The following is a 13,679-nucleotide window of genomic DNA, read 5'->3' as shown; positions in this document are numbered from 1 at the left end:
TCAAAACTCGGTGTCCAGTAGGGAGAAACGCATGGCTCGGGTCGCAGTCGTCACAGGCGCCGCCGAGGGCATCGGCTCTGGGATCGCCACCCGGCTGGTGGCGGACGGTCACCAGGTCGCGATGCTCGACTGGCAGGGGGACAAGGTCGAGAAGCTCGCCGCCGAGCTCACCGCGGCCGGTGGCACCGCCCTCCCGCTTACCGTCGACGTCTCCGACCGTGCCTCGATCGAGGCCGCCTACGCGACGGTGCGGGAGACGTTCGGGCCGATCCACATCGTCGTCGCGAACGCCGGCATCTCGAACATGGTCCCGTTCGTGCAGCTCGACCAGCAGACCTGGGACAGGATGATCGCGGTGAACCTCACCGGCGTCTTCCACACGATCCAGGCCGCGGTGACGGACATGATCGAGGCGAAGTACGGCCGGGTCGTCACGATCTCGTCCTCGAGCGCGCAGTCGGGCGCGCCGGCGATGGCCCACTACGTCTCGAGCAAGGGTGGGGTCATCGGCCTCACCAAGGCGTTGGCCCGGGAGCTCGCCGAGCACCGCATCACCGTCAACACGATTCCGCCGACGCTTGTCGATACCCCGATGTCGCACCGCGAGGCGGGTCAGGCCGGCGGTGCGGAACAGTTCCTCGCGGCGGTCAGCAACATGGTCCCGCTCGGCCGGGCCGGCACGCCCGCCGACATCGCCGGCGCCGTCTCGTTCCTCGTCTCCGACGACGCTGCCTACATCACCGGCCAGATCATCGGCGTCAACGGTGGCATGTACATCTAGTACGCCGCCTCAGCGCCTATGGCGATCACTCGCCTCCCGGGGCCGAGTCCGTCCAGAGAGCCGAGGATCTGGATTGTTCTGGATCATGTAGCAGGCTAATGCGGACAATTGCGGCACGGAGTCGCTTGGCAATCCGCAAGAAGGGAGGATTTCGGTTGCTGTAGCAGCCAGAATCCTCTCTTCTTGCTCGGCGACAACCGTCGCGGCGGCGGCGGGAGACATGGTGCCGCAGCCTGGCAGCCTGTGACCAGGTCCAGCCCGATTTCCCGGGATCACTCTGTGGAACAATCTGGATGCATCGGCCGTTGTCTCCCGTGCTTGCCAGAGTCCACAGTGAGGATGCAGGTCGGGCTGCAGATGAGGCGCCACGGTGGCGCTTCGGGCGCGAAGGCCAGGATTGCGGGGGCATCATGGTCGTCAGACAGGTACGCAGGTCACGCCACTGCAGGGGCGGTGGCCTGGCGTGTCCGGCCGGCTGATTCCGGGCCGGGCGGGGGGCCGGCCCAGCGCCGGAGGTGTTCTCGGTGGCGTCCGGGCCTACCGCCTGGTCTCCGCACCTCGGCCGCCTGAGGATCCGCAGGTTCGCGATCCGGCCCCCGCGCAGCTTTTCGCCGCGGTTACCTCCATGCACGCCACATTCCAGAGCCTGACCACGTCCGGGGCCGACGTCGTCGACGTCATCGACGGCCCTGATGACCCCGCCGGCCTGGACGAGTTCGCCGGTTCCGATGAGTTCGGTGCCGGTGTGCCGGGGGCGCGCAGTCCGCTGTTCTTCGCCGCGTGGTTACGCCTGCCGGAGAAGCCGACGAAGCCGGCGGAACCGACGGTGCGGACGGCGCAGGCCGCCAGGTCTGGTCAGGAACGGTTCGTCTTTCTGCTGGGAGGCCGGCCGTTCCTGCCGGGAGCGGCACCCGGCCCGGCCCGGGTGGACGGCACCCGCGGGCTGCTCTTCCCGCCGGGCGCGAGCGGCGTCGAGGCCACCGGCGGCGAGGTCGACCGGCTGCTCGCCGAGTTCCCGGTGTGGCTGCCCTGCCTGGGCGCACCCGACGCCCTCTGGTCACTGTCCGACGAGGAGGTCTGGCAGCATCGCCGCGGCTCGTTCGACGAACATGCCGCACATCTCGCGCACCCGTTCGCCTGGATGGTGCTCGCGCAGCCACGGCCCGCCGACCTCGTCCAGGCGGACAAGGACCGGCTTGAGATCGGCATTCCCATGCTGCGCGAGGCGGCGCAGGGGTCCCGGTGGGCGGAGCTGGAACGCGCCGAGGCCCGCTACCGCGAGCTCGCCCGCTACGGCGGCGCGGGGATGTGGGACGTCCGGGTGCTGGTCGGGTCCGACACGGCCGCTGGTGCGGGGGCCGCCGCGTCACTGTTGTGCGGTGCCGCGGAGCTCGGTGGCCTGCCGTACACCCTGGTCCCCTCGGGCCGTCCCGGCAGCCTGGCCGAGGCCGCTGCCGAGCCACCGGGGCATGACAGACCGCCGTACGCCGCACAGGGCGGCTGGCAGCCCGGGCCGCCGGACCCGTTCGACCTCGCGGACATCTTCGTCCCCACCGCACCGTTCGCCGCCTCCAGCGAGCTGCTCGCCGCACTCGCCCGCCCGCCGGCCCGCGAGCTCCCGGGCGTCCGCCTGCTCACGCCGCACCGGTTCGACGTCACCCGCGACCGCACCGACGACGACGGCTTCCCGATCGGCACGGTCCTCGACCCGGCCTACGCCGACGCCGGAACGTTCGTCGTGACCCGCCCGACGCTGAACCGGCATGCCTTCCTCTGCGGCGCGACGGGCTCGGGCAAGTCCCAGACCGCCCGCACGCTGCTGACCGAGCTGTCCGCTCCCGAGCGGCCCGGTGACCGGGTGCCGTGGCTGGTCATCGAGCCGGCGAAGGCCGAGTACGCGCGGATGGCCGGCCGGATCCGCGCCGACGACACGGTGACCGTCCTGCGCCCCGGGGTGCCGGACGATCCGCCGGGCTGCCTGAACCCGCTCGAACCCGAGCCCGGCTACCCGCTGCAGAGCCACGCCGACCTGGTCCGCGAGCTGTTCCTGGCCGCGTTCAACGCCGACAACCCGGTGCCGCAGATCCTTTCGATCGCCCTCGCCGAGGTCTACGCGAACACCGGCTGGGACATGGTCACCGGCGAGCCGCGCCCCGGGCGGCGCCCGAAGCTGTTCGTCGACGAGGTGCCCCGCGACGTCCGTGCCCGCTACCCGACCCTCGGTGAGCTGCGTGTCGTCGCGCAGCGGGTCGTCGACGACATCGGTTACGGCCGGGAGGTCCGCGACAACGTCCGCGGCCTGGTCGACGTGCGCCTGCGCGGGCTGCGTGAGGGCACGCCGGGCCGCTTCTTCGAAGGCGGGCATCCACTGGACGTCGGTGCGCTGCTGCGCGGCAACGTCGTGCTGGAGCTGGACCGCGTCACCAGCGACCAGGACAAGGCGTTCCTCATGGGCGTCGTCCTGATCCGCATCGTCGAGTATCTGCGGACGAACCCGCCGTCGCCGGGCGACGACCGGCTCCGGCACGTCCTGGTGATCGAGGAGGCGCACCGGCTGCTGCGCCGCGACGCCGACGGCCCGGCCGGCAACGCGGTCGAGCTGTTCGCCGGCCTGCTCGCCGAGATCCGCGCCTACGGCGAAGGCGTCGTGGTCGTCGAGCAGATCCCCTCGAAGATCATTCCGGACGTCCTGAAGAACACGGCGCTGAAGGTGATGCACCGGCTGCCCGCCGCCGACGACCGGGCCAGCGTCGGGGCGACCATGAACCTGCGCGAGGAACAGTCCGAGCATGTGGTCGCGCTGCCGCCCGGCCAGGCGGCGGTCGCCCTGGACGGCATGGACCGGCCGCTGCTGGTGCGGATGGGCCACGGGGAGCGGTCGGAGTCCACCGAACGGGCGAGCCACCTGCCACCGCTGCGGGCGGCGCGCAGCGACCTGTGCCCACCGGACTGCCGGACGGCCCCCTGCACACTGCGCGCGATGAACGAGGCCCGGCACGACTCGACGTCCCCGCTGCTCGTCCTGTGGGTGGAGGCGGTCGTCGCCGCGACCGTCGCCGGGGTGCATCCTGTCGACCCGGCCCCGGCGCTGTCGGACTGGCTGCTGCGGCTGCCGCCGCGCCAGCGTGACTGCGCGTTGGCCCATGCGGTCGAACGGGCCGTCGACGCCCGCCGCCCGCTGCTGCGCCGCTGGCTCGACCCCGCCGACCTCGCCGACCACATCCTGGCCGACCTCACCGCCCGGCTGGGCCTGCGCCCACCCCCCACAGAGGACCATCGCCGCTTCCAGGCCGGCGTCTACCGGTGGCATGACGTCCGAGGCCATCTGGACGCCGCTGTCGCACAGGCCGAGCCTGGATCCCCCGGGGGCCCGCATCCACACACCGAGCGGTGGGCTCGGCGTGGGCTGATCCTCGACGGCGCGGACGTCGTCGAACAGATGCGGGTCTTCCGGGAGCATCCGGCGAATGCCACCGGCAGCCACCGGGTGGCGGTAGGTGATCCCGACGCGAGCGGGCTCACGGCGGCGCAGGTCGAGGTGGCCGGCGCGACCGGCAGGCTGTACCTGCGCCGGGCCTTCGCCCGCGCCTGCGTCGGCAAGCTCGACCCGATCGTCCGGCTCTTCGAGAAACCGCCGGCTGGCCGCGGGCGAAAGGGCCCGCAGGCGGAGGCGGAGACATGACTGTCGAAGGTGTCGGTGACCTGGCGGGCCTCAGTGACTCGGCGGGCCTCGTCGAGGAAGGGTGGGCTGGTCCGGAGGGCGATTTCGGCACCGACGAGGATTCCGTCGGGCCGGAGGAGAGCGATTCGCAGGCGCTTGCCGACCTGCTCGCCGGGGATTCCCGCGACCTGAACGTTCCTCCGGAGGACACCGAGTCCCCGGCAGTTCGGACCGATGCGGGCACCACCGAAGCATTCATCGACGCACAGCCCACCGAGGCATCGCAGCTCACTGAGACACCACAGCCCACCGAGACGCCGCAGCGGACGGAGACGCAGCACCTCGCCGAAGGACCGCCCACCGGGGCGCACGGCGGCGAGACGGACGCCACCGACACATCGCAGGACGGCGAGTACGACGAATCCGTCGATGGTGAGGCCGACAGCTCTGTCGTGATGAGCGACTCGGAGGCGTTGGCCGAGTCGATCGCCGGCGACGCGCGCGGATTCCTCGACGACCCGGACGACCCGGACGGCCCGGGAGCGGACGGTCCGATCTCCGCTGACACCGCCACCGTCACCTCCACCGGCACCGGCACCGGCGAGATCGAGGACGCGGCGACGCCCGAGAGTGTTTTCGACGACGCCCCGGTACCTGAGGCAACCCCGACCGAGGGACCCGCCGAGCCGACCGACGGACCCACCGAAACGCGCACCGGCGAGACCCTCGACAACGCTGCCGACGACTCAGCCGCCATGAGCGACTCCGAGGCGTTGGCCGAATCGATCGCCGGCGACGCACGCGCATTCCTCGACAGCCCGGACGACCCGGGAGCGGATGACCCGGTGGGCACGGAGACTCCCACAGGCGAAGATGATCCCGTCGGTGACGGCGGGGTCGGGGACGAGTCGACATCCGACGGTGATGCGAGCGACGTTTCAGCGCAGGAGAGGGCACTGCCCGAACGACCCGCCGAAACACGCACTGGCGATTTCGGCGACGGTCAGCCCGACGGTGCTGCTGTGATGAGTGACTCTGAATCGTCGGCGGAGGGAAACGCCGGCGAGGCGCGTGGGTTGTCTGAAAGCCCCGACGGTCGGATGACCGACGGTCCGGCGGACGGAGACACTCCCACCGCTCAGAGCACGGGTGATCAGGAGATCCGTCCTGAAGTGACCGACGACCTCGGCCGGCAGACCGACACTTCCGAGGCACCGGCCGAGCCTTCCACCACTCAGGACATGGCTGATGCTCTCGACCGCACCCCGGGAGCCGCCGACCAGGACAGCCATGACGCGCCCACCACCACGGACACCGAGGGCGACGGTGGGGACATCCCCTGGGGTGGGGTACCTGACGTCACCGGCCCGGCCGGCGACGTGGCGGGTGTCAGGCGGGAGGCGGTTCCCAGAAAGCCGTACTCCGGCCTGCAGCCCGGTGAGTACTCCGGTGGTACCGAGTACAAGAACAGGTCCGAGCCGCGGCTTCCCGAGACGACCGAGGACGGTACACCCATCGCGTACACCGAGTACGACCGCGACCCATACGACGGTGTGCAGCGTAACGACCGAAGATTCGTCGTCGGGGACGATGGATCGCACTACCGCACCGACGACCACTACCAGAGCTGGAAGAGGTTCCGTTGACACAGAACCCCATAGAAGTGATCGCAGGCGGCGTGTTTGGTGGTGTTTATGCGGTACCAGTCGATGGGCTGGCAGCCGCTGGCCGGCTGGTTGCCGAGCTTTACCACAAACTGGATCTCGCCGCAGCCCCGCCGCGTGTGCGGACGCTGCACGTGCGCGGTTCCCGCTGCCGTACCTCGGCTGGTCTCTTCGATGAACTCGCCGCCGTCCTCCAGTTCCCCGCCTACTTCGGCGGAAACTGGGATGCCCTGCACGACAGCCTGTACGACTTCCAGGTGCCGGCTGACGCCGTCATCCTGGTTTTTTCCGATTTCTCCCAGGTGTTGTCCCAGGCCAGGCAGGAGGAGCTCGGCTGGCTCGTCGAAGAGCTGACCGAGCTGTGTGGCAGCGCTCATACACCGGCGCAGGGTGAGCGGACCGTGACAGCTCTTCTCACCGACCATGCGGAGGCACTGTCCGCCTTCTCGGGCCTGCTGGCGGTCTGAACTGTCCACGCCGGAACTCGTACGTTCCGGGACTTGATGTCGTTCCGGGAGCTGCCGCCGTTGCACCGTTGGTAGGCGTGAGCGCCCCTCGTACCCGACGGATCGGCCCATCCCGGTAGGTTTTCCGCTCGGTTGGTTGGAATGGGGGAGTAGCGCCATGTCGATGTCGGGGGTTCCGTCCGCAGCCGAGCCGAGAAATCCTCCTCGGTCGGTGGCCGAACTGGTGGCGGCCGAGGAGGCTGGTGTGCCACTGGCGTTCCGGTACTTCTGGGGGCATCGGCGCCCGGCGGGCGGTGGGGTCGGGCCGGGTTGTCTGAGCCAGTGGTGGGCGGTCGAGTTCACCGTGGAGGGCCGCCGGTACGCCAGCGCCGAGCATTTCATGATGGAACGCAAGGCCAGGCTGTTCGGGGACGACGAGACGGCGGAGGAGATCCTGGCCGCGCCGGACCCGGGGCGCGCGAAGGCGCTCGGCCGTCGTGTTCGGGGATATGACGATGCCCGTTGGGAGCGGCACCGCCACGACGTCGTCGTCGCCGGCAACACGGCCAAGTTCGGCCAGCACGACGACCTTCGCGGGTACCTCCTGAGTACCGGGTCCGACATCCTCGTCGAGGCCAGCCCGCTTGACGCGATCTGGGGTATCGGCCTGGCCGCCTCCGATGAGCGGGCCGGTCACCCGGCGCAGTGGCCCGGCCTGAACCTGCTCGGCTTCGCGCTGATGGACGTCCGCGGCGTGCTCGCCAACCCCGGCCGGCCAGCCGTCACCCGGCAGCCCGGGCGCTGAGGGAGACCGGGCCGGTGAGCTCCCGTCATGCGTCGGTCGAGACGGTCGAGGACGCCGAGGCACTGCAGGCCGAGCTGCGGCGGCTGGTGGAGGCCGACGTGCCCGGGCCGGAGCAGGTCGCGACGGTGGCCGGGTTCGACGTCGCGTACGACACCGACACGGATCTGCTCGCGGGAGCGGTGGTGGTCCTCGCCGCGCCGCGCTGGGAGCTGATCGCCTCGGCGACGGCAGCGGGGCGGGTGACGTTTCCGTACGTTCCGGGGCTGCTGTCGTTCCGGGAGCTGCCGCCGTTGCTCGAGGCGTGGGAAGCGGTCCTGCCTCAGCTGGCGGCGCCGCCGGACCTGCTGGTGTGTGACGGGCATGGCATCGCGCACCCGCGGCGGTTCGGTCTGGCCTGCCATCTCGGCGTGACCGTGGGTCTGCCGACGATCGGCGTGGCGAAGACCCCGTTCGTGGGCGAGCACTCCGCCCCCGGGCCGCACCGGGGCGAACGGGCGCCGATCATCCTTGGCGGTGAGGCGGTGGGTGCCGCGTTGCGGACACAGGACGGTGTGCGGGAGGTGTACCTCTCGGTCGGTCATCGGACCAACCTCGACTCCGCCTGCCGGTGGGTGCTTGATCTTTGCCCCCGCTACCGGCTGCCGGAGACGACCCGTACGGCGGACCAGCTCAGCCGCGCGGCACTCGCCGAAGCCCGCCTCACGGTTTGATCAGCCCAGCCCAGCCCAGCTCGGCTCGGCCCAGCTCAGCCCAGCTCGGCCCAGCTCGGCCGGCCTGACCGTCAGGCGGGTGGTGCCGCCCGGGGGGACTGTCAGCGCGAGAGCCTGCGATGCCTTTTCTGGAACGGGGCAGTCACGCGCATCCGTGGCGTTGAAAAGATATTGCTTGCCGCCAAATATCCCGCGGGGACGGGGATGTGTTTCGCGGATTGATCGCGGCGTGGCCGCATGGCAGGAAATTGTCGGGATGTTTTCTCTTGCGTCGGTCAGAATGTCAATGGTACCCAGAAGGCAGCCGGGAATGAATCCTGTCATCGGAGGTGGCGCGTGACGGCGCTCGTACCTGGCAAGGCCGGCGAACTCGCGCAGATGCGGCGGCGCGAGCTGGCCCAGCGGCTGCTGACGCAGAGCGTGGACAGGTTCCAGTGGGGATGGGAGTTCGTCCCCGCCGAGCGGCCGGTGCCGGATCCGCTCGGCCGGCCGGTGCTGGCGCCCGAGCATTTCGGGGGCGCGGCAGACGCGGCGGCGCTGGGCGCGACGGCCAGGGCGTGCGCGGTCGGCGGTGTCGTTCTGGGCGGTGCGCTGGGTGTCCTCGGCCTGGCGACGGGCGCGTCGCTGGCCGTCCCGGCGTTCGCCACGGCCGGTGTGGCCGTTGCCGGTGGTGGGCTGACGTCGATGTACGCGCGCTGGCGCGAAGGCGTCGGGCGTGAGCGGGAAGGCGCGTGGATGGACGCGCACGACCAGCAGCGCCACGGCGGCTCCACCGAGGCCGAATCCCGGGATCAGTGGCGCCCGGTGCAGGGACCTCCCGATGCGACCCGGGTGGATGTCGTCTGCGGCACATGGGATGGCTGGGCGGCGATGATCGCGACAACCGCGGGTTCGCTGATGCGTGCTGACCGCAGCGTGGTCGTGCTCGACCTCACCAGTCACGAGGTCGCCGAGGATCTGATCCAGCTGGTGTACAGCACGGGGCAGCCGGTGCCGTACGGCCGGTTCCCGACCGACCTCAGCCTGGTCGACCTGTTCCAGGAGCTCAGCCCGGAGGCCGTCGGTCGGGTGATCGCCGACGCGTTCGCCGTGCTGCCGGGTCGTAGCGGCGCCGCCGAGATCCGCCGGCGCGACGAGGCGATCGTGCGGACTGTCGCCCGCCTCATCGAACCGCCCTGGACGTTCCGCCGGCTCGCCGCGGGTGTGCGGGTGCTGCAGCGGCTCAGCGAGACGAGTGCCGGCAGCGGCCAGGCCGGCGGTGTGCTGAGCCTGCGCGAGCAGAAGGACCTCATGAAGGTGAGCCACGAGTTCGGCCAGACGCCGCAGGAGAAAACCGAGCTGACCTATCTCGTCGACACCTTCGAGATGCTGGCCGGCAACGACGATCGGCGGCACGTCGACCGCGCGGCACCCGACGACGCGGCACCCGACGACGCGGCACCCGATGACGCGGCATCCGAAGATGCGGCGCCGGACGGCACGACGCCGGACGGTGCCGACGAGTCCGTCGCGAGCCCGGGTCGCGGGCTGTGGCGGCCCGGTCTGACGGTGCTCGCCGCTCCCACCTTCAACAATGATCAGGGTGCTTCGGCGCGCATCCTGCTGTACCGCTTCATGGAGGATCTGCGCCACGGCGAGCCGCACCGCAGTGATGACCTGATCGTCGTCGTCGGTGTCGACCGGCTGGGCCGGGATGTGCTCGACGAGTTCAGCCAGCATGCCCGCAACGCCCGGGTCCGGACGATGTTCCTGCACCAGCATGTCCCGGCGCGCGAGGACGCGCAGCGGATGCTGAACACGTCGGGCAGCGTCACGCTGCTGATGCGCACCCACAACGCCCTCGAGGCGCAGGCCGCGGTGGAGCTGGTCGGTGCCGAGTACCGTTTCGTGCTCAGCCAGGAGACGCAGAGCACCAGCGAGTCCCTCGGCTGGAGCCGTGACGAGACCACCGGCGCCGCCACCAGCACCTCGACGGACAGTTCGCACGGCTGGAACATCCAGGTCGGGGTGCGGCGGGGTGAGCGCCTGCCGGTGTTCAACCGCAGCAGGAACGGGTCGCGGGGCACGGCGCGGACCGTCCAGTGGTCACGCTCGCGCGGCCAGTCGGGGTCGACGGAGAAGGCCACATCGTCGGCCACGAGCCGGGTGTTCGAGCCGGCGGTGGAGCCGGTCGAGGTCGAGACCCTGCCGGAGACCGCGTTCATCGTCCTCAACAAGGTCCACTTCCGGCAGCCGGTGCTGGGCGACTGCGACCCGGGGCTCTGCCAGCATCCACTGGCCACCGTTGCCCTGCGCAAGGCGACGGGCTAGCGCAACCCGCCGGCCGCCTGGTGGACCACTCACCCGAGGACGAGGAGGGCCACCAGGCCGCAGGGGACGGCGATCAGGGCGAACACCGCCACGACGTGGAGGCCCAGCAGCACCCTGCGCTGCCGGCGCACATGCGCCGGAACCGGTTCGCCGGCAGGCGCGGGCGCGGGCGCGGGCGCGGGCGCCGGGGCGGGGGCAGAAGCGGGACCGGGACCGGGTTGAGCGGCGGGCGCCGCGCGGCGGAACATCCTCATCGTTCGAGACCCGCGTAGTGCGCCCGGTGCGTCGGATCCCGCAGCGCGGGATGCCGACTGGACTGTCGCGCCTTCTGCTGCCGGATGATCAGGCGCCGGAACCCGCGTGCGCTCGCGCCCAGCATCCACAGCACCGGTTCGGCCGCGGCAATGCGTTCGGCCGGGTTCACCGTCCCGTTTCGGCCGCGGAGACAGTCCGCGGCGCTCAGCGCCCAGTAGCGGGTCTCGGTGAACTCCTTCGACGGTTCCTGGCCGAGCTCCGGCAGCCGTGCGGGCTGGTTGAGCCAGTAGCGCACGAGGCCGTCCTGCTGCTCCGGAGTGAGCTCTGGCAGGCGTAGGACCGATGGGAGCCCGCGCAGCCAGTCGGTCTTGCTGACCACCACGGCGAGCCGCAGGGCGAGGCGGCCACCCCGCCGAGGCAGCGACCTGTCCGCGTGCAGCACCCGGATCAGCCGCCGCATCGTGTCGTAGGTCGGCTCGGCCGCGGGGTGGGCCGCCGAGTTCGCCGCCGCCTGCTGTTTCGGGGTGAGCTGGTCGAGCAGCGCCGGCTGCGCCGACGGGTCGACGACGAGCAGCGCGTTGTGGGTCCGCTCCAGGTAACGGTGCGTGGTGCGCAGGGTCTGCTGGTCGGTGTAGAGGTCGCCGTCCGGGTCGAAGAAGAACACGATGCGCCGGGGCCCGCGGGGAATGCCGACGGTGACGACGAGCGCCCGGGGATTCGGGGTGGCGGTCGACTCCAGCCACCCGCCGTCCGCGACCATCTGCATGCTGCGCCGGTACCAGGCCTCGTCCGGCCGGAACGCGAACGACAAGGTGAGATCACGCTGGTATGCGAGGTCCTGCAGGCCGGCCAGGGTGGCGACCAGCATGGTCGTCTTGCCGGACGCAGGTGGGCCGATCAGCGCGATGTGGACGATCGGCAGGTGCCCGATCCCGTCGGGCAGCCGGCCTTCGCACGAGCCGCAGTAGCTGGCGAGGCGGCCGCGCCGGCCGGGCGCCCAGGTCCGCAGCCGTGTCCCGCAGGCGCACACCCGGTACAGCAGGCCGCCGCGGCCCGGCCGCAGGTCGTCGTGCCGGCGGTGGCAGTCCGTGTTGGGGCACTCGTAGAACGGCCGGCCCAGTGGGCGGGCGCAGTCCGGGTACGGGCAGTCGGCCCCCAGTTCGCCGAGGCGGCGGAACATCGCCAGGGTCGGCCTGGCCGGGCGTGTCTCGCGGAGCAGCCAACGCGCCGCCTCCGCGAACCGTAACGCCGCACCCGCCAACCGCAGCACCGCGATCGTGGTGATGACAAGCGTCCTGTGCACGGCGTACGCCGTCCGGGCGAGCCCCCCGGCCACGGCGACGCCGATCGCCGTCCCCGCCCTCCACATGCGCCAGCAGCGCCGCGCCGACGCGCTCTGCCCCAGGAACGGGCCGGGCCAGCGGGCCGGACCGGCCGCGGCGAACTCCGGTCCGGCGGTGCGCAGCGCCTCGGCCAGGGCATCCCCGATCGCGCCGAGGTCGACGATCGCCTGGCCGGCCGGAGTGAAGTACCCGGGGTAGGCGGCCTCGTCGCCGGCCGGGCGCAGCACCGGCGGACCGGCCGCCAGCGTGCGTGCCGGCAGTGCGAGCAACCGTGCGCCGAGCTGACCAAACGCGATCGCCGCACCGGCGCCGAACAGCGCCGCCCCGCGTGCGTATCCACCGGGCCGCAGAGCCTTCACCACAGCTCTGCGCCGCACCCGTCCCCAGCCCTCGGCACCCGGCGGCAGCGGTGCTGGCGCCGGGCCCACAGCCGGGGACTGCGCGCTGCCGGGCGCCGGATCACTGGGCGGTGACGCCAGCGGCACGCCGGCGCCCGCAGCCACGGCGGCGAGGCGCTGGGCGGCGTCGGCGTCGGCGAACGACGTGCTGGCGGCCGCGAGCGCGAGCACATCGGGTCTCCCCGCGGCCCACACCCGCGCGGCCACCTCCCCCCAGGACACGTCCGCCCGGTGCTCGTCCGCCCGGTGCTCGTCCGCCCGGGCGCCGTCGGTACCGGCCGGAGCACCGACGTCCCGCGGCGCGGTGCCGCCGCCCGCGCTGCCGCCGTCGCCGGCTCCGGGCTCAGGGCCAGCCCCGCCGTGCAGGCGATGAGTCTCGAACCGGACGCCGAACGGGATGGCCGCGGGGTCGAGGTCGGCGCCCACCGGCACGCCCACCAGCACGTGGCGGGACTGCTCCGGATGCCCCACCGGGACACCGAAGGTCATCGCCAGGGCCGATGCCCGCGGCAGCGAGCCGGTGACCAGCCGGATCGTTCGCACCGTGGCCGCCGGCCCCTGCTCCACCAGAACGATCCGCACGGCACCGCCGCCGCGCGCGGCGCTGCGCACACTCGCCAGCAGGGCTGCCAGCCGACCGTCGCCGTACAGTTCCTGCGCCCGGGCGATCGCTTCGTGCCAGGGCATCGGCGAGTCGACGACGAGACGCCCGACAGCTGGAAGATCACCGTCGGCTGGCCGGTCGGCCCAGCCCGGCCACCACCACAGGTCGGCGGGAAGCAGGCCGCCGAGATCACGGTCCGGCTCGGTGAGCAGCAACGCGTGCTGAAAGACGTTTCCCGGGCGGCCGGCGAAGTCGACGCCGGTGCCCACGGTCCGGCAGATCACCGCGGCACCGTCCGCCAGCAGCGAGTAGCTCAGGCTCAGCCCGGCCTCGCGCTGCCCGGCGGAGGTCCAGGGCCCCTGCGTTGAACCGGCGTCGGATCCGGGTAAGGGCCCGAAGCCGGACTCGCCGCCGCGCCGCTGTGGTCCGCTGTGCGGCTGCGGTCTGCTAAGCGGCTGCGGTCTGCTAAGCGGTTGTGGTCCGCTGTGCGGCTGTGGTCCGCTGCGGCGTGCGTCCACGGCGAGTTCGGACGTCAGCAGACCGACGATCTGCTGACGTCTCCCGTCGCCGAGCCCCGGCGTGTACGCGGTGACCTGCCAGCCGGGCCGGTCCGACGCCGCCGCCGACGTGCGATGAAGCTGGTGGATGGTCAACGGACGTCTGCCTCCGCACCCCGTGGCTGCCCTCCGTGCTCAGCATGGC

8 protein-coding genes are annotated in these 13,679 nt (G+C 71.8%); 7 read left to right on the top strand and 1 reads right to left on the bottom strand.

The genetic code is table 11. The annotated features are described in order from the left end of the window. Nucleotides 1-31: 31 nt before the first annotated feature. The 7 genes from AWX74_RS23100 (at nucleotide 32) to AWX74_RS23070 (ending at nucleotide 10,377) form a co-directional block, all read left to right on the top strand. Nucleotides 32-781, top strand: a complete 750-nt coding sequence (locus AWX74_RS23100; protein ID WP_091280739.1) for an SDR family NAD(P)-dependent oxidoreductase — start codon at nucleotides 32-34, stop codon at nucleotides 779-781. A 625-nt stretch (nucleotides 782-1,406) separates the two neighbouring features. Further along, nucleotides 1,407-4,463, top strand: coding sequence for an ATP-binding protein (locus tag AWX74_RS23095; protein ID WP_131799519.1), 3,057 nt, complete (start codon nucleotides 1,407-1,409; stop codon nucleotides 4,461-4,463). Further along, nucleotides 4,460-6,088 carry a ribonuclease domain-containing protein gene (locus AWX74_RS23090; protein ID WP_091280733.1) on the top strand — a complete coding sequence of 543 codons (1,629 nt, stop codon included), beginning with the start codon at nucleotides 4,460-4,462 and terminating at the stop codon, nucleotides 6,086-6,088. Before AWX74_RS23095 ends, AWX74_RS23090 begins: the two co-directional genes overlap by 4 nt. Beyond that, a complete protein-coding gene (locus tag AWX74_RS23085) occupies nucleotides 6,085-6,573 on the top strand; it encodes a barstar family protein (RefSeq protein WP_207550394.1) in 489 nt (162 codons plus the stop codon). The genes AWX74_RS23090 and AWX74_RS23085 overlap by 4 nt, the downstream gene beginning before the upstream one ends. A 244-nt stretch (nucleotides 6,574-6,817) precedes the next feature. Continuing rightward, nucleotides 6,818-7,357: an NADAR family protein gene (locus AWX74_RS23080; protein ID WP_242666369.1), complete on the top strand. Its 540-nt coding sequence runs from the start codon at nucleotides 6,818-6,820 to the stop codon at nucleotides 7,355-7,357. A gap of 14 nt (nucleotides 7,358-7,371) precedes the next feature. Beyond that, the gene (locus AWX74_RS23075; protein ID WP_091280731.1) at nucleotides 7,372-8,067 is read left to right on the top strand and encodes an endonuclease V; all 696 of its coding nucleotides are present in this window, start codon (nucleotides 7,372-7,374) and stop codon (nucleotides 8,065-8,067) included. Nucleotides 8,068-8,403: 336 nt separating this feature from the next. After that, entirely contained in the window at nucleotides 8,404-10,377 is a 1,974-nt protein-coding gene (locus AWX74_RS23070) for a hypothetical protein (protein ID WP_091280729.1), read from the top strand. A gap of 250 nt (nucleotides 10,378-10,627) precedes the next feature. Here the strand turns inward: AWX74_RS23070 and AWX74_RS23065 are convergent, their stop codons facing one another. Then, nucleotides 10,628-13,630: a GAP1-N2 domain-containing protein gene (locus AWX74_RS23065; RefSeq protein ID WP_091280726.1), complete on the bottom strand. Its 3,003-nt coding sequence runs from the start codon at nucleotides 13,628-13,630 to the stop codon at nucleotides 10,628-10,630. Nucleotides 13,631-13,679: the final 49 nt, after the last annotated feature.

It is taken from the genome of Parafrankia irregularis (assembly GCF_001536285.1).
Taxonomy (GTDB): Bacteria; Actinomycetota; Actinomycetes; order Frankiales; family Frankiaceae; genus Parafrankia; species Parafrankia irregularis.
Note: the sequence above shows the minus strand (reverse complement) of the source record. Positions and strands in the feature narration are given on the sequence as shown.